This is a genomic window from Cellulomonas dongxiuzhuiae (assembly GCF_018623035.1).
Taxonomy (GTDB): Bacteria; Actinomycetota; Actinomycetes; order Actinomycetales; family Cellulomonadaceae; genus Cellulomonas; species Cellulomonas dongxiuzhuiae.
Genome location: NZ_CP076023.1, coordinates 1,487,791 through 1,513,229 on the forward strand (window position 1 = coordinate 1,487,791; position 25,439 = coordinate 1,513,229).

The 25,439-nt window shown below is 74.4% G+C and carries 21 protein-coding genes and 2 tRNA genes; 8 read left to right on the forward strand and 15 right to left on the reverse strand.

Features of this window, described 5'->3' with window-relative positions; all coding sequences use genetic code 11:
- Positions 1 to 7: 7 nt before the first annotated feature.
- Positions 8 to 1,255 carry a GNAT family N-acetyltransferase gene (locus KKR89_RS06725; RefSeq protein WP_208197546.1) on the reverse strand — a complete coding sequence of 416 codons (1,248 nt, stop codon included), beginning with the start codon at positions 1,253 to 1,255 and terminating at the stop codon, positions 8 to 10.
- Positions 1,256 to 1,338: 83 nt separating this feature from the next.
- On the opposite strand from KKR89_RS06725, the gene KKR89_RS06730 reads away from it, so the two are divergent.
- Together KKR89_RS06730 and KKR89_RS06735 are read left to right on the forward strand one after the other, a co-directional pair.
- Positions 1,339 to 2,409: a PP2C family protein-serine/threonine phosphatase gene (locus KKR89_RS06730; RefSeq protein WP_208197547.1), complete on the forward strand. Its 1,071-nt coding sequence runs from the start codon at positions 1,339 to 1,341 to the stop codon at positions 2,407 to 2,409.
- 1 nt (position 2,410) lies between these two features.
- Positions 2,411 to 2,746 (forward strand): MGMT family protein, encoded by a 336-nt coding sequence (locus KKR89_RS06735; RefSeq protein ID WP_372438590.1) that lies wholly within the window; start codon positions 2,411 to 2,413, stop codon positions 2,744 to 2,746.
- A 16-nt stretch (positions 2,747 to 2,762) separates the two neighbouring features.
- On the opposite strand, the gene KKR89_RS06740 is transcribed toward KKR89_RS06735, so the two are convergent.
- From KKR89_RS06740 to cysK, 12 genes are all read right to left on the reverse strand, one after another.
- Positions 2,763 to 3,248 carry a CoA-binding protein gene (locus tag KKR89_RS06740; RefSeq protein WP_208197548.1) on the reverse strand — a complete coding sequence of 162 codons (486 nt, stop codon included), beginning with the start codon at positions 3,246 to 3,248 and terminating at the stop codon, positions 2,763 to 2,765.
- Positions 3,245 to 4,567 (reverse strand): O-acetylhomoserine aminocarboxypropyltransferase/cysteine synthase family protein, encoded by a 1,323-nt coding sequence (locus KKR89_RS06745; RefSeq protein WP_208197549.1) that lies wholly within the window; start codon positions 4,565 to 4,567, stop codon positions 3,245 to 3,247. Before KKR89_RS06745 ends, KKR89_RS06740 begins: the two co-directional genes overlap by 4 nt.
- 62 nt (positions 4,568 to 4,629) lie before the next feature.
- Positions 4,630 to 6,663 carry an acetate--CoA ligase gene (gene acs / locus KKR89_RS06750; protein ID WP_208197550.1) on the reverse strand — a complete coding sequence of 678 codons (2,034 nt, stop codon included), beginning with the start codon at positions 6,661 to 6,663 and terminating at the stop codon, positions 4,630 to 4,632.
- Positions 6,660 to 7,544, reverse strand: a complete 885-nt coding sequence (locus KKR89_RS06755; RefSeq protein ID WP_208197551.1) for an ABC transporter permease — start codon at positions 7,542 to 7,544, stop codon at positions 6,660 to 6,662. The genes acs and KKR89_RS06755 overlap by 4 nt, the downstream gene beginning before the upstream one ends.
- Before the next feature lie 82 nt (positions 7,545 to 7,626).
- A complete protein-coding gene (locus KKR89_RS06760) occupies positions 7,627 to 8,676 on the reverse strand; it encodes an aliphatic sulfonate ABC transporter substrate-binding protein (protein WP_208197552.1) in 1,050 nt (349 codons plus the stop codon).
- Between the two features lie 77 nt (positions 8,677 to 8,753).
- Positions 8,754 to 9,590, reverse strand: coding sequence for an ABC transporter ATP-binding protein (locus tag KKR89_RS06765; protein WP_208197553.1), 837 nt, complete (start codon positions 9,588 to 9,590; stop codon positions 8,754 to 8,756).
- Positions 9,591 to 9,891: 301 nt separating this feature from the next.
- Positions 9,892 to 11,793: an acyltransferase family protein gene (locus KKR89_RS06770; RefSeq protein ID WP_208197554.1), complete on the reverse strand. Its 1,902-nt coding sequence runs from the start codon at positions 11,791 to 11,793 to the stop codon at positions 9,892 to 9,894.
- 69 nt (positions 11,794 to 11,862) lie between these two features.
- Positions 11,863 to 12,948 carry an LLM class F420-dependent oxidoreductase gene (locus tag KKR89_RS06775; RefSeq protein ID WP_208197555.1) on the reverse strand — a complete coding sequence of 362 codons (1,086 nt, stop codon included), beginning with the start codon at positions 12,946 to 12,948 and terminating at the stop codon, positions 11,863 to 11,865.
- Positions 12,949 to 12,998: 50 nt separating this feature from the next.
- Positions 12,999 to 13,994: a DUF1648 domain-containing protein gene (locus KKR89_RS06780; protein ID WP_208197556.1), complete on the reverse strand. Its 996-nt coding sequence runs from the start codon at positions 13,992 to 13,994 to the stop codon at positions 12,999 to 13,001.
- Positions 13,991 to 14,344, reverse strand: coding sequence for a GntR family transcriptional regulator (locus KKR89_RS06785; RefSeq protein ID WP_208197557.1), 354 nt, complete (start codon positions 14,342 to 14,344; stop codon positions 13,991 to 13,993). Before KKR89_RS06785 ends, KKR89_RS06780 begins: the two co-directional genes overlap by 4 nt.
- Positions 14,345 to 14,403: 59 nt before the next feature.
- Positions 14,404 to 14,988, reverse strand: coding sequence for a serine O-acetyltransferase EpsC (gene epsC, locus KKR89_RS06790; protein WP_208197799.1), 585 nt, complete (start codon positions 14,986 to 14,988; stop codon positions 14,404 to 14,406).
- Between the two features lie 93 nt (positions 14,989 to 15,081).
- Positions 15,082 to 16,017 (reverse strand): cysteine synthase A, encoded by a 936-nt coding sequence (gene cysK / locus KKR89_RS06795; protein ID WP_208197558.1) that lies wholly within the window; start codon positions 16,015 to 16,017, stop codon positions 15,082 to 15,084.
- Between the two features lie 783 nt (positions 16,018 to 16,800).
- On the opposite strand from cysK, the gene KKR89_RS06800 reads away from it, so the two are divergent.
- The 5 genes from KKR89_RS06800 (at position 16,801) to KKR89_RS06820 (ending at position 22,623) form a co-directional block, all read left to right on the forward strand.
- Positions 16,801 to 18,612, forward strand: a complete 1,812-nt coding sequence (locus KKR89_RS06800) for an alpha/beta hydrolase-fold protein (protein WP_208197559.1) — start codon at positions 16,801 to 16,803, stop codon at positions 18,610 to 18,612.
- A gap of 96 nt (positions 18,613 to 18,708) precedes the next feature.
- Positions 18,709 to 19,770 (forward strand): COG1470 family protein, encoded by a 1,062-nt coding sequence (locus tag KKR89_RS06805; RefSeq protein WP_208197560.1) that lies wholly within the window; start codon positions 18,709 to 18,711, stop codon positions 19,768 to 19,770.
- Positions 19,771 to 19,794: 24 nt separating this feature from the next.
- Complete coding sequence (locus tag KKR89_RS06810) at positions 19,795 to 20,838, forward strand: LacI family DNA-binding transcriptional regulator (RefSeq protein WP_208197561.1); 1,044 nt, start codon at positions 19,795 to 19,797, stop codon at positions 20,836 to 20,838.
- Positions 20,839 to 20,937: 99 nt separating this feature from the next.
- Positions 20,938 to 21,011: transfer RNA gene (locus KKR89_RS06815), tRNA-Pro, on the forward strand.
- Positions 21,012 to 21,387: 376 nt separating this feature from the next.
- Positions 21,388 to 22,623, forward strand: a complete 1,236-nt coding sequence (locus KKR89_RS06820; protein WP_208197563.1) for a PP2C family protein-serine/threonine phosphatase — start codon at positions 21,388 to 21,390, stop codon at positions 22,621 to 22,623.
- Positions 22,624 to 22,850: 227 nt separating this feature from the next.
- Here the strand turns inward: KKR89_RS06820 and KKR89_RS06825 are convergent, their stop codons facing one another.
- Together KKR89_RS06825 and KKR89_RS06830 are read right to left on the reverse strand one after the other, a co-directional pair.
- A complete protein-coding gene (locus KKR89_RS06825; protein WP_208197564.1) occupies positions 22,851 to 23,408 on the reverse strand; it encodes a hypothetical protein in 558 nt (185 codons plus the stop codon).
- 152 nt (positions 23,409 to 23,560) lie between these two features.
- Positions 23,561 to 23,631: transfer RNA gene (locus KKR89_RS06830), tRNA-Gly, on the reverse strand.
- Positions 23,632 to 23,911: 280 nt separating this feature from the next.
- Here KKR89_RS06830 and tig point away from each other — a divergent pair.
- Positions 23,912 to 25,306 (forward strand): trigger factor, encoded by a 1,395-nt coding sequence (tig, locus tag KKR89_RS06835; RefSeq protein ID WP_208197800.1) that lies wholly within the window; start codon positions 23,912 to 23,914, stop codon positions 25,304 to 25,306.
- Positions 25,307 to 25,439: the final 133 nt, after the last annotated feature.

The following is a 25,439-nucleotide window of genomic DNA, read 5'->3' on the forward strand; positions in this document are numbered from 1 at the left end:
ACGTGCCTCAGAACATGAAGGGGCACACGGGCGCGAGCGACGAGGCGAAGGCGGTCGTCAGCCGGTCGAGCGCCGCACGGTCGCCGCGCGCGAGACCCGCGCTGCCCATCGCGGCCGCCGACCGGCCGCCCAGGTAGAGCGCCCCGAGCTCGCGCACGTCGAGCGCCACGTCGGCGTCCACGTCGGTACGGCTCAGGTCGGCCGCGCCGTCGGCGTCGACGACGAGCCGCCAGCGCCCGGCGTTCGCGGGCAGCAGCACGTCGGTGACCTCGAGCACGACGTCCGCGGGGCCCGCGTACCGGCGCGCGGCCAGGGCCGTCGGCACGTCCAGGAGCCGCACCCACAGGTTGTCGGTGAGGCGCCGCCGCGTCGGGCGGGGGTCCACCAGGAGGTGGAGCAGGGGGTCGTCCACCGCCAGCGGGGGCGTCTCGACCGTGGTGGTCAGGTCGAGGTCGAGCAGGAACGACCACAGGCGGTGGGTCGACGCCGGGTCCAGCGCCGACGCCTCGCGGACCTTGACGACCGCGTCCGCACCGTCCTCGCCCCACGACGCCTTGCGGGCGAACAGCGCCACGCCGCGCACGTCCTGCCCGTCGAGCACCGTCGCGAGCAGCAGCGGCTCGCACCCCGCGCGTCGGCCGGGCGGGTCGCCGACGGTGTAGGCGCGCAGCGCGGGTGTCGCGCGCGGCACCCAGCCGGGGCGGCCGGCACCGGCACGGACGTACAGGTCCTCGACGAGCTCGGCGTGGCGTCCGGGGTCGACGCGCTCGAGGCGCACCGTCAGGCGCTCCGAGCCGGCCACGGGCCGCAGCGCCGCGCCGCGCGGCACCGTCAGCCGCACCTGGTCGGCGGCGCTGCCGTACCCGAAGCGGCCGTAGATCGGCGCCTCCGCCGCGAAGAGCGCCGACACCGGCTCGCCGCGCTCGAGCGACCGCTCGAGGTGCGTCGTGATCATCGCGCGCAGCAGGCCACGGCGGCGCTCGTCGGGACGGACACCGACCCACGTGAGCCCGGCGCACGCGACCTGCCCACCGGGCACCGGCATCACGAGGTCGTAGGACCCGTGCACGGCCGCGTACGTGCCGTCCGGCGACTCGACGGCCATGAGCCGGTCGTGCGGGACGGGGAACGGCAGGAGCTGGTCCGCCTCGGGGTCGGGTGCGACCGCGAACGCGAGCTGGTCGACGGTGCGGAGCTCCTCGATGCGCTCGGGCGGGACGACGACGGTGCGGTAGCCGGTCGGCAGCGTGCTCATGCCGCCATCCTGGGCCATGCACGTGCCGGGACGCACGGCCATTGCTGCGGCTCGTCCCGGCCCGCGCCGCCTAGGCTCGGGCCGTGACCACCTCCCGGCCCGGCGCCCCCACGGGGTGGGCCTGGCGGCTGCTCGCCGGCTGGGCCGCGGGCCCGCAGCCGCTCGTCGCGGCGGTGCTGTGCCTGCTGGCGGTCCTCTACGGCGCCGCCGTGCAGTGGCGTCCGGCGTGGTTCGCGGCGTCCGGGCTCGTGCTGGTGCTGCTCGTCGGCGCGTTCGTGCTGCGCTGGCGGTGGCTGCTGGTCCTGGTGTCGCTCGTCGTGCTGCTGACGGCCGGGCTGGCGGTGTCGGGGGTCGTGAACGCCGGCGAGGCCGCGGTGCCCGTGCTCGCGTGCGGCGCGGTGGTCATCTTCGGTGTCGAGCGGGAACGGCTCGGCCTGCAGGGCGCCCCGGGGGCGCTCATGCTCGTCGACCTGCGCGACCGGCTCGCCGCGGGGGGCCGGCTCCCCGCGCTGCCGCCCGTGTGGCAGGTGGACGCGGAGGTGCGCTCGGCGCACGGTGCGGCGTTCTCGGGCGACTTCGTGGTCGCGCACCGTGACGGCGCGTCGTTCGAGGTGGTGCTCGTCGACGTGTCGGGCAAGGGCCAGGCGGCGGGGGTGCGCGCGCTGCAGCTGCAGGGCGCGCTCGGTGGGCTGCTCGGCGCGCTGCCGTTCGAGGGGTTCCTGCCGGCCGCCAACGCGTACCTGCTGAGCCAGGGCTGGGACGAGGGGTTCGCGACCGCCGCGCACCTCGCGGTCGACCTGACGACGGGCACGTTCCGGGTCGCCACCGCGGGGCACCCGCCCCCCGCGGTGCTGCACGCGGGCTCGGGACGCATCGACGTGCTCGACCCGCCGGGCGGCGTGGCGCTGGGCGTCGTCAAGGACATGCGGCCCGGGGTGGTGGGCGGTGTGCTGCTGCGGGGCGACGCGATCGTGCTGTACACCGACGGTCTCGTCGAGGCGCCCGGACGCGACGTCGACCAGGGCATCGACCGGCTGCTCGGCGTCGTGGAGACGGTGGTCGCGGCACGTCCGGGCAGCGCGCACGAGGTGCTCGCGGGCGTGCGCGCGGCCGAGGACGACGACCGCGCCGTCGTCGTCGTGCGCAGGCGGTGACGTGGCCGGCGACGCCGACGACTGGGTCGAGGAGGTCCACGCCCTCGTCGCCCTGATCCCGGCGGGCAGGGTCATGACGTACGGCCTGATCGCCGAGGTGCTCGCCGACCGCGCGGCGGCCGCCGGGCGGCAGCCGCGCGGCGGACCCCGTCAGGTCGGGCGGGCGATGGCGCGCGGCGGGGACGTGCCGTGGTGGCGCGTCGTCACCGCGGACGGCCGCCCGCCCGTCTGCCACGAGGGCCGCGCGCTCGTCCGCCTGCGCGCCGAGGGCACGCCGCTGACGGCCGACGGCGAGCGCGTGCGGGTGCGTGCGGCGGTGTGGTTCCCCGAGGACTGAGCGCCCGGTGCCGCGCTCAGCCGAGCGCGCGCCGGGACGAGATGACGCCGGTGTCGAACCCGGCCAGGTGCAGACCGCCGTGGAACCGCGCGTGCTCGATCTTCACGCACCGGTCCATGACCACGTTCAAGCCCGCCTCCTCCGCGCGGCGCGCGACGTCCTCGTGCCACGAGCCGAGCTGCAGCCACAGGGTCCCCGCGCCCACCGTGAGCGTCTCGTCGAGCACGCTCGGCAGGTCGTCGTGGCGGCGGAACACGTCGACGAGGTCCGGGACGACCGGCAGCGCGTCGAGCGACGGGTAGACGGGCCGGCCGAGGATCTCGTCGGCGCGCGGGTTGACGAAGTACACGTCGTACGGCGAGCTCGACAGCAGGTACGTCGCGACGAAGTACGACGCGCGCGCGGGGTTGCTGGATGCGCCCACGATCGCGATCGAGCGCGTGGCGCGCAGGATCGACAGGCGCTCCGGCGCGCTGGGCCCCTGCCAGGTGCGTGCGCTCATCGTGCCTCCTCCCGTGCGGTGCCGGTCGCCGTGGTCAGCGCCTGGTCGAGGTCCCAGAGGATGTCGGCGGCGTCCTCGATGCCGACGCTGATGCGCACGAGGTCCTCCGGCACGCCGGCCGTCTCGAGCTGCTCGGCGGACAGCTGCTGGTGCGTCGTCGAGGCGGGGTGGATGACGAGCGTGCGGGCGTCGCCGACGTTCGCCAGGTGGCTCGCGAGCTGCAGGGCCTCGATGAAGCGGCGACCGACCTCCCGGCCCGGCAGGTCCGGCGTGCCGGCCAGCCGGAACGCGAAGACCGAGCCCGGCCCGAGCGGCAGGTACCGCTGCGCGCGCTCGTGGTGCGGGTGCGACTCGAGCCCCGCCCACAGCACCGACGCGACGCGGGGGTCGGACTCCAGCCACGTCGCCACCTCGCGCGCGTTGGCCAGGTGCGCGTCGATCCGCTGCGGCAGGGTCTCGACGCCCTGCAGCAGCTGGAACGCGGACTGCGGGGACAGGGCCGGGCCGATGTCGCGCAGCTGCTCGGAGCGCAGCTTGGTGAGGAACCCGTACTCGCCGAAGTTCTCCCACCAGCGCACGCCGCCGTAGGAGGCCACGGGCTCCGTCATGGTCGGGAAGCGCCCGCTGCCCCAGTCGAACCGGCCGGACTCGACGATCACGCCGCCGAGCGTCGTGCCGTGCCCGCCCAGGAACTTGGTCGCCGAGTGGATGACGATGTCGGCGCCGTGCTCGATCGGGCGCACGAGGTACGGGGTGGACAGCGTCGAGTCGACGACGAGGGGGACGCCTGCGGCGTGCGCGACCTCGGCCAGCCCGGCCAGGTCGGCGATCTCGCCCGACGGGTTCGCGATGACCTCGGTGTAGACGGCCTTGGTCTCGGGGCGGATCGCCGCGGCGTAGTCGGCGGGGTCGGTGCCCGGCACGAACGTCGTCTCGACGCCGAAGCGCCGCAGCGTGACGTCGAGCTGCGTGACCGTACCGCCGTACAGCTGCGCGGAGGCGACGAGGTGGTCGCCCGCGCCCGCCAGCGCCGCGAACACGAGGAACTCCGCCGCCATGCCCGACGCGGTGGCGACCGCGCCGATGCCGCCCTCGAGGGACGCGAGGCGCTCCTCGAACGCCGCGACCGTGGGGTTGCCGATGCGCGAGTAGATGTTGCCGTACTTCTGCAGCGCGAAGAGGTTCGCGGCGTCGGCGGTGTCCTCGAAGACGAAGGACGTCGTCTGGTAGATCGGCACGGCGCGCGCGCCCGTGGTGGCGTCGGGGATGCCGCCGGCGTGCAGCGCACGGGTCCGGAAGCCGAAGCGGTGCTCGCTCACGGTGCTCCTGTCGGGGGGACGGGTCGGGGGACGGGATTCGGTGGCCGGCCGGGACGGGCGGCTCAGCGGGGCAGGCCCGCCGCGACGAGCGTGCCGACCTGCTCGACCGCCCAGGGGTTCTGCAGGGACGTCGTGTCGCCGAGCGTGGTGCCCTCGACGAGCTGCGTGAGCAGCCTGCGCATGATCTTGCCCGACCGGGTCTTGGGCACCTCGGGGACGACCAGCACGTGGCGCGGCTTGGCGACCGGCCCGATCTCGCGGGCGACGTGGTCGCGCAGCTCCTCGCGCAGCGCTCGCGTCGCCGCGAGCCACGCCTCGACGTCCTCGACCGGCCCCGGCGGCGCGCTCGGCACGACGAACGCCGCGATCGCCTGCCCCGTCACGGGGTCGGCGACGCCCGCGACGCCGGCCTCGCCGACCGCGGGGTGGGCGACCAGCGCGGACTCGACCTCGATGGTCGACAGCCGGTGGCCGGAGACGTTGATGACGTCGTCGATGCGGCCGAGCAGCCAGATGTCGCCGTCCTCGTCGTACGACGCGCCGTCGCCGGCGAGGAAGTACCCGCCGTGCGGGCCGTGGCCCGCGAACCGGCGCCAGTACGCCTCGAGGTACCGCTGCGGGTCGCGCCAGACCGTCCGGGCCATGCCCGGCCACGGGCGCTCGACGACGAGGAACCCGCCCTGCCCGGGCCCGACCTCGACGCCGTCCTCCCCGACGACCTTGGCGGCGATCCCGGGCAGGGGTCGCGTCGCGGACCCGGGCTTGAGGGTGGTCAGCCCGGGGACGGGCGCGATCATCGCGGCGCCCGTCTCGGACTGCCACCACGTGTCGACGACCGGGACCTCGTCGCGCCCGAAGGTGCGCCGGAACCACACCCACGCCTCGGGGTTGATCGCCTCCCCGACGGTGCCCAGCACGCGGAGGCTCGACAGGTCGTGGCCGCCGGGCAGCTCGTCGCCGAACCACGTCATGAACGTGCGGATGAGGGTCGGGGCCGTGTAGTAGGTGGTGACGCCGTAGCGCTCGATGACCTCGAGGTGGCGCTCGCGGTGGGGGGTGTCCGGCGTGCCCTCGTAGATGACCTGCGTGAGGCCGTTGGCGAGCGGTCCGTAGATCTCGTACGTGTGCGCCGTGACCCACGCGAGGTCGGCGGTGCACCAGTGCACGTCGTCGTCCTTGGCGTCGAAGACGGCCCAGTGCGACCACGCGGCGTGCGTGAGGTACCCGCCCGAGGTGTGGACGAGGCCCTTGGGCCTGCCCGTGGTGCCCGAGGTGTAGATGACGAACAGCGGGTGCTCGGCGTCGAACGCCTGCGCCTCGTGGGTGTCGGGCTGACGGTCGACGACGTCGTGCCACCAGACGTCTCGCCCGTCGGTCCACGCGACGTCCTGGCCGGTGCGGCGGACGACGAGCACGTGCTCGACGTGCGCGAGCCCCGCGACGGCCTCGTCGGCCGCCGACTTGACCTCGACGGCCTGGCCGCGGCGGAACTGCCCGTCGCTGGTCACCAGCACCTTGGCCTCGGTGTCCTGCACACGGAACCGCACGGCCTCGGCCGAGAACCCGCCGAAGACGAGCGAGTGCACGGCGCCGATCCGGGCGATCGCGAGCGTGACGACGACGGTCTCGGCGATCACCGGCAGGTACACCACGACGCGGTCGCCGGGCCCGACGCCGAGCTCGGTGAGCGCGTGCGCGGCCCGGGCGACCTCGCGCTGGAGCCCGGCGTAGGTGATCGACCGGCGGTCGCCGCGCTCGCCCTCGACGTGCAGCGCGACCTTGTCGCCGCGGCCGGCCGCGACGTGCCGGTCGACGCAGTTGACGGCGACGTTGAGCCGCCCGCCGACGAACCAGCGGGCCTCGGGGACGGTGAGCTCGTCCGGCGCGCCGCCCTCGACCGGGACCGGCGGCGACCACGTGTGGGCGGTGTGCCAGGGCGTGTCCCACTCGAGGTGGCGCGCGGCCTCCTCCCAGAACGCGACCGGGTCGGCCTCGGCGCGCGCCCAGTCCCCGGGGCGGACGTTCGACGTCGCCGCCAGGTGAGCGGGTGCGGGGTACGCGCGCGTCTCCGTCTGCAGCGCGGTCAGGGTGGTCATGCGAACCTCCGCAGCAGCTGCTTCTCGACGACCGCGACGATCGAGTCGGTGACCTTGCCGATGAGGGCCAGCAGGACGATCGCGAGCAGGATCCGGTCGACGCGCCCGTTGTTCTGGGAGTCGGTCAGGAGGAAGCCCAGCCCCATGGACGCGGCGATGAGCTCGGCCGCCACGAGGAACAGCCACGCCTGCGCGAGCCCGAGGCGCAGGCCGGACATGACCGAGGGGATCACCGCGGGCAGCTGCACCGACTGGAACAGCCGCACTCCCCGCAGGCCGAACGCGCGGCCCGCCTCGACGAGCTGCGGGTCGACGTGACGCAGCGCGGCCGCCACGGTCGTGTAGATCGGGAAGAACGCACCGATCGCGACCAGCGTGATCTTCGACTCCTCGCCGATCTTCATCCACAGGATCAGCAGTGGGACCCACGCGAGCGACGGGACGGCCCGGATCGCGGCGAGCGTCGGCGCGAGCAGCACGTCCCCGGCGCGCGACAGCCCCACGAACGCGGCGCCCACCAGGGCCACCAGCGCGCCGATCGCGAAGCCGATGAACACCCGCTGCACCGAGATCGCGACGTGCGTCTGCAGGTCGCCGCGCTGCCAGAGGTCGACCGCTGCGTTCCACACCGACGCCGGGCTGGGCAGCTGGTAGGGCGGGACGAGGCCGCTGGTGGTGACGTACTGCCACACCGCGAGCAGGAGCAGCGGGAGCAGCGCGCCGCCGACGGCCCGCGTCGCACGCCGCGACCAGAAGCCGCCGGTGGGTCGCCGGGCTGCCGCTAGGTCGTGGACCCGGGGGACGGGTGCGCCCGGGGGCACGGTCGCGTCGGTGACGCGAGCGTCCTCGAGGGGCGCGTCGGCGACGGAGGCGTCGGTCATGGTGCGTGACTCCTGGGGGACGAGGAGGAGGTGCGGGGTGCGGCGCCCCGCACCGGCGGGCCGGGCGGGGCGCCGCGTGCGGTCAGCCCGCGATGGTGGAGGCGTCGGCCTTCTCGGCGAACGTCGGCTCGAACAGCTCGGCCAGGGCCTTGTCGATCGTGGCCTGGTCCGCCACGTCGCCGGACTCGACGAAGATCGGGCCGACGACCTCGAGCACCTCGCGCTGCGCGTCACCGGGGACCGGGTCGACGCCCAGGTTCGTGCGCTCGACGATGACCTTCTCGGCCACGGCCGGGTCGATCCCGGCGACCTCGGCGAGGATCGCGACGACCTCCTCGGGGTTCTCCTGCGCCCACTCGCGCGCCTTCTCGTACGCGTCGACGACGACCTGCGCCAGGTCGGGGCTCGCGTCGAGGAAGTCCTGCGTCGCGTTGAGGAAGCCGTAGGTGTTGAAGTCGATGTTGCGGTAGATGAGCTTGGTGCCCGACTCGGCCTCGCTCGCGGCCATGATCGGGTCCAGACCGGACCACGCGGCGACCGAGCCCTGCTCGAGCGCCGTGCGGCCGTCGGCGTGCTGCAGGTTCTGCACCTCGACCTGGTCGAGCGGCACGCCGGCCTCCTCGAGCGACTGCAGGAGGAAGAAGTAGGGGTCGGTGCCCTTGGTCGCCGCGACCGACTTGCCCGCGAGGTCGGCGACGGACGTGATGTCGGAGGTCGCCGGCACGACGATCGCCGCCCACTCGGGCTGGGAGTAGATGCCGATCGTGTGGATGGGCGAGCCGTTGGAGCGCGCGAGCAGCGCGGCCGAGCCGGCGGTCGAGCCCACGTCGACCGCGCCGGCGCGCAGCGCCTCGTTCGCCTTGTTGGAGCCGGCCGACTGCACCCAGTTGACCGTGACGTCGTCGCCGAGCGTCTCCTCGAGCCACCCCTGGTCCTTGATGACCAGGCTGAGCGGGTTGTAGGTCGCGAAGTCGATGTCGAGCGTGTCGGCGCTCCACGTGACCTCGCCGTCGGACGCGGCGCTCGGGTCGGCGGCCTCCGGCTCGGCGTTCTCGCCGGCGACGCAGCCGGTCAGCGCCAGGGCGGTCACGAGGGCCAGCGCGGTGGCGGACACGGCGGTGCGGATCGTCATCGGTTCTCTCATCTCGGGGAACGGGGCAGCAGGGCCCGGTGGTACCGGTGCGGGGAGCGCCGGGTCGGACGGGTGGGTCAGATGGAGTGGTGCTGGTCGGGGTCGACCGGTGCCGCGTGGTGCGTCGCGACGCCGAGGCCCTCGAGGAGCTCGGCACGCAGCTCGGCGAGCTGGTGGTCGGCGCGGTCGCGGGGTCGGGCGCCGGGCACGTCGATCACGCGGGCGACGGTCGGTGTCCCGGGCGGGCACTTCGCGAGGTTGCGCAGCAGCAGCACGCGGTCGGCGAGGTACAGGGCCTCCTCGACGTCGTGCGTGACGAGCAGCACGGTCGTCGGCTCGGCCGCGTGCACCTCGAGCAGCAGGTCCTGCATACGCAGGCGGGTCAGGGCGTCGAGCGCGCCGAAGGGCTCGTCGAGCAGCAGGACCCCCGGGTTGCGGGCCAGCGCCCGCGCGAGCGCGGCCCGCTGCGCCATGCCGCCGGACACCTGGCGGGGCCGCAGCCCGGCGGACTCCTCGAGGGCCACGAGGCGCAGCAGCTCGGCGACGCGCTCGCGTCCCACGTGCGTGTCGGTGCCGCGCGGCAGGCCGAGGGCGACGTTGCCCGTGAGCGTGCGCCAGGGCAGGAGGCGTGGCTCCTGGAACGCGACGGCGGTGCGTCGGTCGACGCCGGACAGCGGCGTGCCGTCGAGCAGGATGCGGCCGGCGTCCGGGGTGTCCAGGCCGCTCACCTGGCGCAGCAGGGTCGACTTGCCGCAGCCGGACGGGCCGACCAGGGCGACGATCTCACCGGCGCGCAGCTCGAGGTCGACGGCGTGCAGGACCGTCCGGGTGCCCGCGGGCGTCGGGAACGTGCGACGCACGCCGTCGAGGGTGACGGTGTGCGCGCGCCGCTCGGCGGTGGAGGTCAGGGTCATGGGGGACGTCCGTGAGGTCGGGCGTGGGCGTCCGGCAGGGGCCGGCGGCCACGAGGGGCGGGCACCGGCGGGGCGACCCGGGGGCGGGTCGGCGTGCTGAGGTCAGCGGATGCCGGTGCAGGGCTGCATGACGCAGCACGGGCAACAGCGGCACATGGGGGCGAGGCGGACGGAGGCGCGGTCGACGGCCATCGCGGTCCTCCTCCACCGGGGCGGCCACTCGGCGCTTCTCACGATGTGAGACCCGGTGACCACGTGTTGAGCAGACAGTAGCGCCACGCGGCGGTGCGGGCAATGCGTCTCAGCCGGCGGGCTGGATCTCCTGGGCGATCCAGGCCGCATAGCCCTCGCGGCCGCCGCCCGCGCGCAGGTGGATGCCGTCGTCGTAGAACCACGCGGGGTTGGCCTCCCCGCCCGACTTCCAGTCGAGCAGGCGCGCGTGCGGGTACTCCGGCACGACGCGCGCGAACAGCTCGTTGTCGTACTGCTCCCAGGGGCGTGGCACGCGCACGTTGACGACGAACATGCGGTGGCCCGCAGTGCCCTCGAGCAGGCGCCGCAGGTCCTCCTCGGCCACCGGCCCGTTGGTGCCGCCGTGCACCACGACGGTGTGGCCGAGCGAGCCGGCCGCTCCCGCGCCGAGCGCGAGGTCGACCATCTCGCCGAAGCTCCGCGACACGACGGCGTCCACGAGGACGCCACGTGCGGCGAGCTCACCGGCCGCGCCGAGCATGACCGAGTCCCCGAAGGCGGTGACCGCGCCGACCTCCTCCGCCGGCGCAGGGTCGGCGGTGGGCGCGGCGCTCGGTGCCCGGTCCTGCTCCGGGACGACGGAACCGATCGGGTCAGGCGCCGCCGACGTGCCTGCGGTCGTCGGGCCCGACGCCGCGCTGCCCGGCGCGGGAGTCCGGACGACCCCCACCGCGAGGACGACCGCCGTCGCGACGACGGCGGTGGTCACCGTGGCGGTGACGACCGCGGCCCTGACCCGTCCGGGTGCCGGGGTCCGCAGGCGGACCACCGCGCGTCCCAGGGCACCACGGCGCACGGGCATCTCGACCCACCGGTACGACGCCTCGGCGACCAGCAGCGTCACCCCTACGCGCACGAGGGGCGCCGCCCAGTCCGGCAGCGTGACGTCCTGGTCGGGGCGCGTCAGCATCAGCACGGGCCAGTGCCACAGGTAGATGCCGTACGACCGCTCGCCCAGCCACCGCAGCGGCTGTCGCGCCAGCGCCCGTCCCAGCAGCCCGGCCGGGTCGGCGGCGGCACCGACGAGCACGACGGTGAGCCCGGCGAACGCCAGGAACCCGCCCCGGTACAGCCCGACGGAGAACTCGTCGACCAGCGCGACGCACGCGACCACGCCCGCGAGCGCCAGGACGCCCGCCACGTCGGTGACCCCCGCCTCGAACCGGCGCACCGCGTCGCCGCGCTCGGCGGCCCACGACCCGGTGGCCCGCCACGTGCGCCACGGTCGCCAGACGGTCGCCGCGGCGACGCCCAGCAGCAGACCCATGGCGTGCGTGTCGGTGCCCACGTACACCCGGGTGGGGTCCTGCGGCACCGGCATGCCGGCACGCGCGGCCAGGACGCCCATCGCGACGGTCGACGCGACGGTGAGGACGGCGGCGACCTGCCCGACGCGAGCGCGACCCGCGCGCAGCGCGAGCAGTGCCACGAGCGGGACGGCGAGGTAGAACTGCGCCTCCACAGCCAGCGACCACAGGTGCTGCAGCAGGGGAGGGCGGCCCGTCAGCTCGAAGTACGAGCGGTCGGCGACGACCTGCCACCAGTTGGACGTGTACGTCAGCGCGGCGAGCAGGTCGCCGCGCAGCGACGTGAGCGCGTCGCGCGCGACGAGACCGGCGGCCGCCGCGCCGGCCAGCACCGCGAGCAGCGCGGGCACGAGCCGGCGCACGCGCCGCGCGAGGAACCGCCCGGTGCGGAACCGCCCGGTCGCCTCGACCTCCTCGAGCACGAGGGTCGCGACGAGGTAGCCGGACAGCACGAAGAAGACGTCGACTCCGAGGAACCCGCCCGGGGCCCACGGCACGCGCAGGTGGTACAGCAGCACGGCGACGACGGCGAGCGCGCGGACGCCGTCGAGCCCGCGCAGGTGCGGGAGCCGGGCAGGACGGGACGGGCCGGGCGTCGCGGGTCGGGTCGTCGGACGCGTCGCGACGTTCTCGACGACTGCCACTGAAACCCCTTGCGGACGTGCCCTGCGCGATCCGACGCGCTTCCCGGCGGGCGCGGCGTGCGGCCCAGGCTAGGCCTGTTCGGCCGCCGGACGGTCCGTGGCTCGCTCGTCGTGACCAGCCTCACCCCACAGCGCGGCGATCCGTGGCAGCGCGCGCGGGTCCGTCTGGGCGAGCACGGTCGTGACCGCCGTGCTGCGCCACGCCGGGAGCTGGGCGCGCACGTCCTGCTCGGTGCCGACCAGCGCGATGTCCCGCACGAGCTCGGTGGGGACCGCGGCGGCCGCGCGGATCCGGTCGCCCGCGAGGTAGTGCGCCTGGATCTCGTCGCACGCGGTGGCGTACCCGAGCCGGTCGAGCACGTCGCGGTGGAAGTTGGCGCCCTTGGCGCCCATGCCGCCTGCGTACAGGGCGATGAAGGGGCGCACGGCGTCGGCGGCCGACTCGACGTCGTCCGCCAGGACCACGGGCACCGTCGCGACCACCTCGAACTCCTCGGCGGGCCGGCGCGCGGGGGAGCGGCGCGCGAAGCCCTCGGCGAGGAGCTCCCGGTAGGTCGCGTCCATGCGCGGGGAGTAGAACAGTGGCAGCCAGCCGTCGGCGATCTCCGCGGTCATCGCGATGTTGCGCGGTCCCTCGGCCGCGAGGTGGATCGGCAGGTCGGCCCGCAGCGGGTGGACCGTCGAGCGCAGCGCCTTGCCGAGGCCGGCGCCCTCGTCCGCGGGCAGCGGCAGGCGGTAGAACGCGCCGTCGTAGGTGACGGGGGCCTCGCGCGCCAGGACCTGCCGGACGACGTCCACGTACTCGCGCGTGCGCGCCAACGGCCGCGGGTAGGGCTGCCCGTACCAGCCCTCGACGACCTGCGGCCCCGAGGCGCCGAGGCCCAGCACGAAGCGCCCGCCCGAGAGGTGGTCGAGCGTGAGCGCGGCCATCGCGGCGGCGGTGGGCGTGCGCGCCGAGATCTGGGCGATGGCCGTGCCCAGGCGGACGCGCCGCGTGCCCGCGCCCCACCACGCGAGCGGCGTGAGGGCGTCGGACCCGTACGCCTCGGCCGTCCAGACGGAGTCGAGGCCGAGCTCGTCGGCGGCCCGCACCGCCTGCGCGGCACCCGGCGGGGGGCCGGCCGACCAGTAGCCCGTGTGGTACCCGAGGCGCATGCGGTGCTCCTGTCGTCGTCGACGTGCGCCCCACGGGCGCCCGGGTGACGTTACCGGGCGGTAGCCGCGCCCCGCGTGCGGTCAGCCAGGGTGTTGAGGAGGGCGGCGCCGGTCGCCGCGTCGTCGACCGTCACGACGGTGATGCGGCCACCCGTGCGCTCGACCTCGATGCCCTCGCCCTTGCGCAGCACGAACCCGACGCGCCCGCCCGAGCCGATCCGGTAGCCCCACCCGCCGAAGTCCCCGAACGGGTCGATCTGCGTCGTCCGCGCGGCGACGACCTCGTCCAGCGGCACGCGCACGCCCGGCCAGCCCAGCGGCGAGCGGGCCACGAGGCCGCGCGCGTCAACGCTCACCCGCAGCACGAGGCTGGCCGCCAGGAGCAGCCCGAGCCCGGCGGCGAGGATCAGGAGCTCCGGTGTCCGCAGCGCGATCGCCAGCACCACGTTGACGAGCACGGCCGCCCCGCCGACCCCGGCCCCGACGGGGCTGGTGACCGCCCGGCTCCAGGCGGCCCGCTCGTCCGGGCGCAGCGTCGTGCGCGGCGCGGCGGGGTCGATCGGGGCCGCGGTCGGTGCGGGGGCGGTGCGCGGCACGACGAGCGCCGCGAGGACGCCCGCGAGGATGCCGCCCCCGAACGCCCACCCGACGACGTGGCCGATGCCCGGCGCCTGTGCGGCGTCGGCGAGGTCGAGCTGCACCGACAGGGACCCCAGCACCACGATCGACATCAGGACCGACAGCCCGGTCGCGAACCCCGCCGCCATGCGACGCGTCGAGGTGTCGCGTCCGGCCCAGAACGCCATCGCCCACATGCCGAGGGCGAACACGGGCACGAAGAGCAGCGGGATCGCGATGGCGTCCTTGAGCGAGCCGAAGCCGTCCGGCGCCCCGGACCCGGACCAGTGCACCGCCAGCGGGTCGGGCAGGCGTGGTGTCCAGCTGATCGCGACCGCGACGGCCGCGGCGATCACCAGCAGGGGGACGACGAGGGTCGTCACGGTGGTGGCGACCCGGTGCGGCGGCGTCGGGCGGGGGGTGGTCATCGCAGTGCCTCCTTGACGAGGGCGGTCACGGTCTCGGGGGAGACGCGCAGTCTCCTCGCGGTGGCGGCGAGCGCCCCGACCGCGGTGTGCAGCTCGTCCAGGTCCGGTGCGGCGTGCTCCGTCACGACGGCGCCCCGCCCGCGGCGCAGCTCGATCAGGCCGCCGTCGCGCAGCTCCTGGTACGCGTGGAGCACCGTGTGCAGGTTGATCTCGAGCGAGGCCGCGAGATCGCGCGCGGACGGCAGCCGTTCGCCCGCGCGCAGGTCGCCGTGGGCGATCGCGGTGCGCACCTGGGCGACGAGCTGCGTGTACAGCGGCTCGTCGGACGCGGGGTCGATGCGGAAGAGCATGCAGCCAGTCTAGTAGTTACACAACAACTAGAACAAGCTGCGCCGCGCGCGGCGGTACGTCAGATGTAGATCGCCGGATCGTCGACCTCGACGTCGAACGGCACCTGCGTGCCGCGGCGCCGGATCTTGGCCGGCACGCCCACGGCGACGGCCCCCGTCGGCACGTCGGTGATGACCACGGCGTTCGCGCCGACCTGGACGTCGTCCCCGAGCCACACCGGGCCCAGGATCTTGGCGCCCGCGCCGACGACCACGCGGTCGCCCAGCGTGGGGTGGCGCTTGCCGCGCTTCATCGAGCGGCCGCCGAGCGTCGCGCCGTGGAACAGCACGACGTCGTCCCCGACCTTGGCCGTCTCGCCGATGACCACGCCCATGCCGTGGTCGATGAACAGCCGCTCGCCGATGCGCGCCCCGGGGTGGATCTCGACGCCGGTCGCCGCGCGCGCCGCCTGCGAGACGAGCCGTGCGGGCAGCCGCAGGAGCGGGACCGTCCACATGTGGTGCGCGAGCCGGTACACCCAGATGGCGTGGACGCCGGGGTAGGCGAGCGCGACCTCGAGCAGGGAGCGCGCCGCCGGGTCGTGCTGGTGCGCCGCGTCGAGGTCGTCGCGCAGCGTGCGCAGGAAGCGGTGCAGGGGACGCATGGCGGTGCTCCGGGTCATGAGGGGTCGTCCGCCGGTGGGCGGACGCGGCGCGGGCCCGGTCGTCGTCGCACGACGACAACCGGGCCCGGGCGGTCAGTCCAGCAGGTCGGCGTAGAGCACCGACGACAGGTAGCGCTCGCCGAACGACGGGATGATGACGACGATCAGCTTGCCCGCGTTCTCGGGACGCTGCGCCAGCAGGGTGGCGGCGTGCAGGGCGGCACCGGACGAGATGCCCACGAGCAGGCCCTCCTCGCGTGCCGCACGGCGTGCCACCGCGATGGCCGTCTCCGCGTCGACGTCGATGACCTCGTCGTAGACGGTGGTGTCGAGGATCTCGGGGACGAAGTTGGCGCCGATGCCCTGGATCTTGTGCGGGCCCGGGGCGCCGCCGTTGAGGATCGGTGACTCGGCCGGCTCGACCGCGACGATCTGCACGCCCGGCTTGCGCTCCTTGAGCACCTGGCCGACGCCCGTGATCGTGCCGCCCGTGCCGATGCCGGCGACGAGGATGTCGATCTCGCCGTCCGTGTCGGCCCAGATCTCCTCGGCCGTCGTCCGGCGGTGGATCTCCGGGTTGGCCTCGTTGGCGAACTGGCGGGCGAGGATCGCGCCCGGGCGCTCGGCGACGATCTCGTTGGCGCGGTTGACCGCGCCCTTCATGCCCTCCGAGCCGGGGGTGAGGATGAGCTCGGCGCCGAATGCCCGGAGCAGCGCACGGCGCTCCTTCGACATGGTCTCGGGCATCGTCAGGACGACCTTGTAGCCGCGTGCCGCACCGACGAACGCCAGCGCGATGCCGGTGTTGCCGCTCGTGGCCTCGACGATCGTGCCGCCGGGCTGCAGGTCGCCGGACTTCTCGGCCGCGTCGACGATCGCGACACCGATGCGGTCCTTCACCGAGCTGGCCGGGTTGTAGAACTCGAGCTTGCCGACGACCTGCGCGGGGGCGCCGTCGGTGATCTTGTTGATGCGGACGAGCGGGGTGTTGCCGATGAGCGCGGTGGCGTCGTCGTAGATGCGGGCCATGATTCCTCTTCGGTCGAGCCGTGCCCGTCAGGGCCGGCGGTGCGGGGGATCTGCGAGGGGTGCGCCGGAGCGACGCGGGTGGGGCCGGGGGAGGCGCGCCGCGGCGGGTCCTCCGGGGCGAGCGCTGGGCGGGGTGCACCCGACGGGTGCGCGCACGTCAGGCGTGCGGAGGCGGCCAGCGCTCTACCGACACCGACAACAGGTGCACGCCGCGCAGGCGCGCACGACGGGGGCAACGGCGGCGGTGGGCACGCGCATCGCTCTCCTCGTCCAGGGCCTCGCCGAGGGCGGGGCCGGGTGCACGGACGTCGGCCCGTGGTCGAGCCGACGCTAGCGTCAACACGGTAGCGGGCGCAAAGGTTCCCCGCGAGACGCGCGTCCCGTGATGTGGACGGCGGGTGACCGGTGGCCCGGACCGTCGGTCGCGTGGCGCGGTCCCCCGGACGGGGGAGCGGTGCCGCGCACAGGGGTGACGGTCGGGCCTGGTCGCGCTCCCGCGCTGCGCTCGGGCACCGAGGGCTTGGGAGTGCTGATAAATCGTTGTATCGTCCGCGGCAACGGGGGCCCGAGACGCACCGGTCGACGAAGACCGGTGGGTGCCGGGCACCCGTCCATCGGGACGAGGAGCGGACGCGACGCGCCGACGACTTCCGATGGACGCGCCGACGACGAGCGTCCGTCGTCATGACGAGGTCGACCGCCACGCGGTCGCACCAGCAGGGCCGGACGGCCCTGAGCAGCAACCACTGAGGGATCACCGCACGGATACGAAGGAGTCATCACGTGAGGAACGCTGTAGAAGGGCGGCGCCGTCGGCGCGCCGTGTCGTTGCTGGCGTCGCTGGCGATCGGTGTCGGAGCCGTCGCGCTCGCACCGGCCGCCCACGCGGACACGCCGGCGCCGGGCGTCACCGTCGTCGCGGACCCGAGCTCGCCCACCGGCTACATGGTGACGTTCGTCTACCACAACGAGAACGCCAGCCAGGTGCGCCTGGCCGGTGACCTCACGTTGCTCGACGTCAACACCGGCACCACCCGCTACGAGCCCGAGGAGTGGCGGCCCGGCCGCTACCACGCGGGTGGCGTCGAGTTCGTCCGGCAGATGGTCCGGGACGACGACGGCAACTGGTCCGTGACCCTCCCGCTGCACGCGGGCAGCCTCAGCTACTGGTACCGCGTGTGGGACGCGAGCCAGGGGTGGGAGAACAAGCGCATCTGGGACCCCGCCTCGGCGCACCCGCGCCCCGCGGGCGACTCGTTCCGCGTGCGCAACAACGACGTGCTCGACACCGCGTACGTCCCGTACTCGCCCGTCCAGGGTGACCCGGTGCTGGAGGAGCGGGCGCAGTACGAGCTCCCCGTCGCCGACCCGGCGCACAAGGGCTCCGTCCACTACGAGGAGTACACGACCATCCTCGGCGACGACGGCCACCACCTCGGCGTCTACCTGCCGGCCGGCTACGACGCGGACCGCGCCGAGCCGTACAAGGTCGCCTACCTCATGCACGGCATCTTCGGTGACGAGACCGACTTCATGGTCCCCACGAACGTGCCCAACATCCTGGACAACATGACGGCGCGCGGCGAGATCGAGCCGACCGTCGTCATCACCGTGGGCAACCACTTCACGGGCACCGCGCTCAACTTCGGCTCGTACAACCAGCAGAACTCGGCCGACAACCTCGTGCGCAACGTCATCCCGCGCATCGAGTCGCAGTACAACGTGTCGAACGAGCGTGAGGACCGCGCCTACGGCGGCTTCTCCTACGGCGCGATGACGAGCTCGCACGTCATGCGCTCCTACCCGACCGCGTTCGGGTACTTCGGGCTGCTCTCCGGTGTGCCCAGCCCTGCGCTGACCGACGCGGACTACGACCAGATCGCCGGCGCCGTCGGCGAGAACGGCATGTCCGTGCTGCTCGGGAACGGGTTCTTCGAGGGCTCGCTCGACAGCCGCGAGGCCATGGCGGCCAGCTGGCGCGAGCGCGGCATCCCGGCCGCGACCGCGCAGGTCCCCGGCGCGCACGACGGCATGACGGCGAGCCAGCTGTTCATCATCTTCGCCAGGGACTACCTGTGGAAGAACGCCGACAGCCGTGACGGCATCCCCGTGCGCGGCGTCATCCCCGAGGCCGCCCAGGACGGTGCGCTCAGCATGACCGTCGCCGACTTCGGCGACGCGGTCGAGCTCTCCGCCCCGGTGAACGCCGGTGACCGTCTGCGTCTCGTCGGCGAGCTGCCCGCGGTGACGGTCACCGACTCGCGGTCGACCGAGCAGGCCGGTGAGGGCGGCTGGGCGGTGTCCGGGCAGGCGGACGCCTTCACGTCCGCCGGCCAGAGCCTCGCGGCGAGCCACCTCGGCTGGACCCCGAAGGTCCTCGCGCCGAAGCCCGGCGTGTCCGCCGGTGCGACGGTGGCCACCGTCCTCGACGGTGGTCCGGGGCTCGCCACGCCCAGCCGTCTCGGCTCGGCGACCGCGCAGGGCCGGTGGGGGTCGACGTCCTTCGGGGCCGACCTGCGCCTCGAGGTCCCCGTCGACACCCAGCCGGGCACCTACACCGGCATGGTGACGGTGACGCTCTTCCCGGTCGACTGACCTCGGCCGACTGACCACAGGGGTGCGGCCGGCCGGTGACCCGGCCGGCCGCACCCCGCCCTGACGGAGGACGGGTGTGCTGTGCGTGCTGTTGTCGTGACGCTGATCGGCCTGGGGCTCGTGGCCGCCGCTGCGGGTCCCGCCCTGGCGGCGAACGAACCGGAGGCCGAGCCGGCGAGCACCACGTGGGCGCTGCAGCCGGCCGACGCCGCCGGCCCCGACGGGCGGGTGTCGCTGCGCCACGTCCTCGACGGGGGTGCCGGCGCCTCCGACCACGTCGCGCTCACCAACTTCGGCGAGCGGCCCGCGACGTTCGCGGTCTACGCGAGCGACGGCACGGTCACGGACGACGGGTTGTTCGACCTCCTGCCCGCGGGGGAGGAGGCGACGGGCGCAGGAAGCTGGATCACGGTGTCCCCCGGGGAGGTCGCGAGTGTCCGCGACGGTGGCGGCGTGACCGTGCAGGTGCCCGCCGCGTCGACGGTGACGCTGCCCGTGGAGATCGACGTGCCGTCCGGGGCGACACCGGGCGACCACCCGGTCGGTGTGGTCGCCGAGCTCGTCCGCGGTGGTGAGCGCAGCATCGGCGTGGCGTCCCGCGTCGGCGTCCGGGTGCACCTGCGCGTCGCGGGGGACGTGGTCGCCGAGCTCGTCCCGCAGGTCCTGAGCGCGTCGTACCGCCCCTCGTGGAACCCGTTCGCACGCGGCACCCTCGAGGTCGAGGTCGAGGTCGCGAACGCGGGCAACGTCCGGCTCGGGTCCCGGACCGTCGTGACGACCGCCGGGCCGTGGGGCGCCGGCCGCGCCGAGCGGCGCGAGGAGGTCCGCGAGCTCCTTCCCGGGCAGTCGGCGTCCGTCGTGCTCGAGCTGCCGGTCGTGCCCCTGTTCCGCGCGGGGGGCGACGTGGGCGTCGAGCCCGTGGTCGTCGGCGAGGACGACGTGGACGTACGGCTGGAGCCGGGGACCGCGTCCTTCACCGCCTGGGCGGTCCCGTGGTCCCAGATCGCGCTCGTCCTGCTGATCGTGGGCTCGGTCGTCGCGGGCCGCGTGCTGCGGCGCCGCGCCGCCGTGCGCGTGCAGGCGCGGATCGACGCTGCGGTCGCCGAGGCCACCGCCCGACCCGTCGGATCACGAGGGGATGAACCGTCCGTGGAGTGACCGGGCGCGTCGTACGATCCCCAGATGTCCGCCACCCCGCGCCGTCCGGGCGGCCGCGCCGCGCGCGTCACGCTCGCCCAGGTCGCGGCCCGTGCCGGTGTGTCGGTCGGGGCGGTGTCGCAGGTCCTCAACGAGCACCCGAGCAGCCGCATCTCGACCGAGGCGCGCGCCCGCATCGTGGCCGCGGTCGACGAGCTCGGGTACCGCCCCAACCTCGTCGCCCGGAGCCTGCGGACCGCCCGCACGGACACGTACGGCTTCGTGTCGGACTCGGTCACCATCACGCGGCACGCGAGCGGCATCCTGCGCGGGGCCCTCGACGCAGCGCGCACGGCCGGGGGCTTCCTGCTCATCGCCGAGACCGCCGGCGACCCCCGGCAGGAGCAGGAGGCGGTCCAGTCCCTGCTCGACCGCGGCGTCGACGGGATCGTCTTCGCGGCCATGAAGTCGCGCGGGCCCATGCACCCGCTCCTCCCGGCGGGTCTGCGGACGGTCAACGTCAACGTCGCGGACCCGCGGACGGCATCCGTCCTGCCCGACGAGTTCGAGGGCGGGGGCCGGGCGGTCCGGGTGCTCGCCGATGCCGGCCACGCGGAGATCGCCCTCGTCGGGTCCGGGCTGGCCGACGTCGGGGCGGAGGTCAGCTACACCGCGCGGCGTCGGCTCGCGGGGATCGGCGCGGCGACGGAGAGCCGGGGCGTGGCGGTCGTCGCGGAGCTCCACTGCGACGACTGGCAGGTCGAGGCGGGCTTCGAGGCGGTGCGGGACCTCCTGACGCACATGCGACCGACGGCCCTGCTGTGCCTCAACGACCGGCTCGCCGTCGGTGCTTACCACGCGCTGGCAGAGGCGGGACTGCGGGTGCCGGACGACGTGTCGGTCGTGTCCTTCGACGACGACGAGATCGCGGCGACCCTGCGGCCCGGGCTGACGACCGTCGCGATCCCGCACGAGGAGATGGGGCGGCTCGCCGTCGAGATGATGATCTCGGGCACCGAGCTGCCGAGCGGCGACGTGCTCGTCCCCATGGCGCTGCACGAGCGGGCATCCGTCGCGCACGTGCGCTGAGGCGTGGTCGTAGCGCCGTCCGGTCGGCCGCGGTGGTGGGGCGTACCCCGGCTGTAGGCGCAGGTAGGGTGAGGTCGTCGTCGCGCCGCGCGCGACGCGCGGGGTGTGGCGCAGGTTGGTAGCGCGTCCGCTTTGGGAGCGGAAGGTCGCCGGTTCGAATCCGACCACCCCGACCCGCGGTCACGCACGTCCGCTGCTCGTCGACGTCGTGCCCGTGCCCCCTCGGGCGCGGTGCGGCACCGGTCAGGATCCGAGAAGCCGACGGGCGGCGGCGCTCCCTGGCGTGGGGGGACACCCACGACGCACCGGGGAGTCCCTAAACGCGAACTCGTCGACCGGCAGCGGCACGACGTCGTACGCGCTGACCGGCATCACCGACGAGGTGGAGCGGGCCGTCGCCGAGCTGGTCCGCCGCGCCGTCGGGTGAGGGTGCCCGGCAGCGCTGCGGCAGCCGTCACGACCCGGGCGACGGTCGCCGGACGTCGGGAGGCCGGGACCCGCCGGGATCGGTGACGTGCAGCCGACTCGTGGACGTGCCATGGTGGCGCGATGAGGTCCCCACGGCAGGTCGACATCTCCGCACTGCTCAAGGCCGTGGAGGACGCCTCGCCCGCCGAGGCGATGTCCGTCGCCTCGGACGTGCTCCGCCGGACGCTCGGCGTGCGGTCCGCGACGTTCCTGATCGCCGACGCCGCAGGGAGCACGCTCGTCGACCCGGCGGACCCCGGGGGACGCTTCGACCTCGACGGCTCGGACCCGGGACGGGCCTGGCGCGAGCAGCGCGCCGTGCACGGCGCGGACGGATGGGCCTACACGCCCGTGACCGTGCGCGGCGACGCCCTCGGGGTGCTCGCCGTGGAGCTGCCGACGGGCGACGCCGACGCGCCCACGGCGGGCACCGCGCAGGACGCGGCGACGGCCGGGCAGCTCGCCGCGGTGGCGCACGCCCTGGGGTACGTCCTCATCGCGAACCAGCGACACACGGACAGCTACGAGACCGCCATGCGCTCGGTCGAGTTCACGCTCGCGCGCGAGATCCAGCGACGGCTCCTGCCGCCGGGTTTCGTGTGCGAGGGAGGGTCCTTCACGATCGCGGGGTGGCTCGAGCCGTCGGCCAGCGCCGCCGGCGACACGTTCGACTACATCGCGTCATCGGACCTGCTCACCGCCTCGCTCACCGACGCCACCGGGCACGACCTCAACGCGGCCATGGTGGCGACCCTCACCGTCAACGCGTTGCGCAACGCCCGACGGCGCGGCGCCGACCTCGCCGGGCAGGCGAACGCCGCCAACACCGCCCTGCTCGAGCACGACGGCCCTGAGAGCCTCGTCACGGGGATCCTCCTGGAGATGGACCTCCGGCTGTCGGGCGACGGGCGCGGCCCCGACGGTCGCACCGTCGCCCGGATCATCAACGCCGGGCACCCGGGCGCACTCCTGCTGCGCGACGGCCACGTCACCAGCGTCGTACCTGCCAACAACCCGCTGCTCGGGCTGCAGGACCACGACTTCCAGGTCCAGGAGATCGAGCTGCGCCCGGGCGACCGGCTGCTGATGATGACCGACGGCATGTTCGAGCGCAGCGCCGCGAGCTTCGACCTGCCCGGCGCCTTCCGCGACACCGCGGACCAGCACGCCCGCAGCGTCGCCCAGGGCCTGTCGCGGATCTTCCTCGAGACAGTGGGCACGGACATCCAGGACGACGCGGCCCTGCTGCTCCTCGAGTGGCACGGCGGCACGACGAGCCGCACCACGCGGCAGGGGGTAGACCGGGAGCAGGGATAGCGCCGGCGGGTCCGCCCTCGGGCGTGACGGACGGTCCGTCACGTGTGTCGCCGACTCGCGATCCTGCGTCCGCGATGCACCAGGCCGACATCCTCGGCCGCCTCGAGGGAATGACGGCCACCGGCCGCTGACCCGGGCCACGGCTCGGCCGCGCCGTGCACGCGCGTGCGGGCCGAGCGACGTCCACGGTCACGACCGACGCGCTGCGCCTGCGCGTGCGTCGGCCGTCACTGCCCGTCCCCGCCCGCCGCTCCGCCGGTGTCGAGAGCGAGCGACCGGAGCCGGTGCGCGAACCACGCTGCCGCGAAGCAGATGACGAGGTACATGACGACGGCCTGCGTGGCGTACGCCGGGTAGTCGATCGCCCAGGCGCTCCCGCCGTCGCGTGCGGGCACCCGGTACGCGTAGGGCAGCACGGCTGCGACGGCGCCACCGGCGAGCTGCGAGACGACGAGGAGCCCGACGAGCTCGCCGAGCCGGCGCCACCACGCCCGCGGGTGACGCCTGCGCAGGTCCGCCGACACCCGGCGTCCCCCGCCGGCCGGCCAGTCGGGCTCCAGGGGCGCGACCCGGGACGCGAGCGAGACGGACAGCGGGACCAGTGCGAGGCAGAGGAGGACGAACACCGGGATCCCCACCCAGCTCAGGCCGGACGCGCCCCCGGCGCGGCTGCGCATGAGCGTCGGCGTGAGCATGAGCGCGGCGAGCGGCACGGCCACGACCAGCAGGAGCGCCCAGAGACGCAGCAGGACGGCTGCGCGGGAGGTCGGCGTCCTCGTCGTCATGATCGGGACACTATCGATCGGTGCTCTCACGCACACGGGGGCAGACCCCCGGTTCGCCCGCGAGGTCGCGGGGGAGAGGACGGCGAGACAACGCCGCGGTGCGGCCTCGGGTGAAGGTGGTCGTCGAGCCTCGGGAACGGAAGCACTCTCGGAGCGGACGACGGGAATCGAACCCGCGTAGCCAGTTTGGAAGACTGGGGCTCTACCATTGAGCTACGTCCGCGCGCGCCGGGCACCCGGCGGCGCAGCAAGGGTACCGGTTCCGTGGGGGGCGCCGTCGCCACCGCCGCTTTGGCGGCCGGTCCCGCTCGTGGCGTAGCATCGAGGGTCGCGCGTACGCGCCGTCGGGTGTTCTCACGTCGCCTCCCCGGGACTCGTCCCGCGAAGGTCACGACGTCACCCGGGCCGCAGCGTGCGCAGCGCCTCCCAGAGCGTGCAGAGCGAAGCGAGCCACCTCGTCGGATCCTCCGACGCCCGGCCATGACCAAGTGGAGACCATCGAAGTGAAGAGCGCCGTCGAGACCCTGGACCCGACCAAGGTCAAGCTGTCCGTCGAGGTGACGTACGACGAGCTCAAGCCGAGCATCGAACACGCCTACCAGCACATCGCCGAGCAGGTGACGGTGCCGGGCTTCCGCAAGGGCAAGGTGCCGCCGCGCATCATCGACCAGCGCGTCGGTCGTCCCGCGGTCATCGAGCACGCCGTCAACGAGGGCCTGTCGGGCTTCTACGCCGAGGCCGTGCGCGACAACAAGCTGCGTCCCATGGGCCAGCCCGAGGTCGAGGTCACCCAGGTCCCCGGCCTGGTGCCCGCCGCCGCCGGCGAGGAGGGTGAGCTGCACTTCACCGCCGAGGTCGAGGTGCGTCCCGAGATCACGCTGCCCGCGCTCGACGGCCTGAGCGTCACGGTCGACGACGTCGAGGTGTCCGACGAGGACGTCGACGCGCGCCTCGACGCGCTGCGCGAGCGGTTCGGCTCGCTCGTCGGGGTGGACCGTCCCGCGCAGTCCGGCGACTTCGTCGTCATCGACCTCGCGGCGACCATCGGCGACGAGGTCGTGGACCAGGTCTCCGGCACGAGCTACCAGATCGGCTCGGGCAACATGCTCGAGGGCCTCGACGAGGCGTTGACGGGGCTGTCGTCGGGCGAGACGACGACGTTCGAGACCGTGCTCGTCGGCGGCGACCGCAAGGGTGAGACGGCGAACGTCACCGTCACCGCCACCGCGGTCAAGGAGCGCCAGCTGCCCGAGGTCGACGACGAGTTCGCGCAGCTCGCGAGCGAGTTCGACACGATCGACGAGCTCAAGGCGGACCTGCGGGAGCAGGCCGGCCGGATCAAGGCGTCGAACCAGGCCGTGCAGGCGCGCGACCTCCTGGTCGAGAAGCTCACCACCGAGACCGAGATCCCGGTCCCGGCCGGCGTCGTCGAGGCCGAGGTGCACCGTCACCTGGAGTCCGAGGGCCGGCTCGAGGACGACGAGCACCGTGCCGAGGTGCAGGAGCAGGCCCAGTCGGCGCTGCGCAACCAGATCCTGCTCGACACGCTGGCCGAGCAGCTCGACATCAAGGTCAGCCAGACCGAGCTGCTCGACTACCTCGTCAGCGCCTCGCGCCAGTACGGCATGGACCCCAACACCTTCATCACGACGCTCGACCAGCAGGGCCAGATCCCGGCCATGGTCGCCGAGGTCGCCCGTTCCAAGGCGCTGGCCGTCTCGCTGCGCAAGGTCGCCGTCGTCGACGGCTCCGGCGCAGCGGTCGACCTGTCGGAGTTCATCGGCACCGACGAGGAGGACGCGGCGCTCGAGCAGGCGGAGGTCACGCCTGCTGCCGACGCCGCCACCGACTTCTCGGCCGTGGCGTCCGGCGAGGACAGCGCCGACGAGAAGGCCTGACGCGACGCCCCCGGGGCGCACGTCCCGACGGCCCCGCCGCCCCTCCACGGGGTGGCGGGGCCGTCGTCGTCCCCGTCGCGGCCGTCCGGGCGCCGCCGCTGCGCCGACAGCGAAACGGCGCGTCGGTGGGACA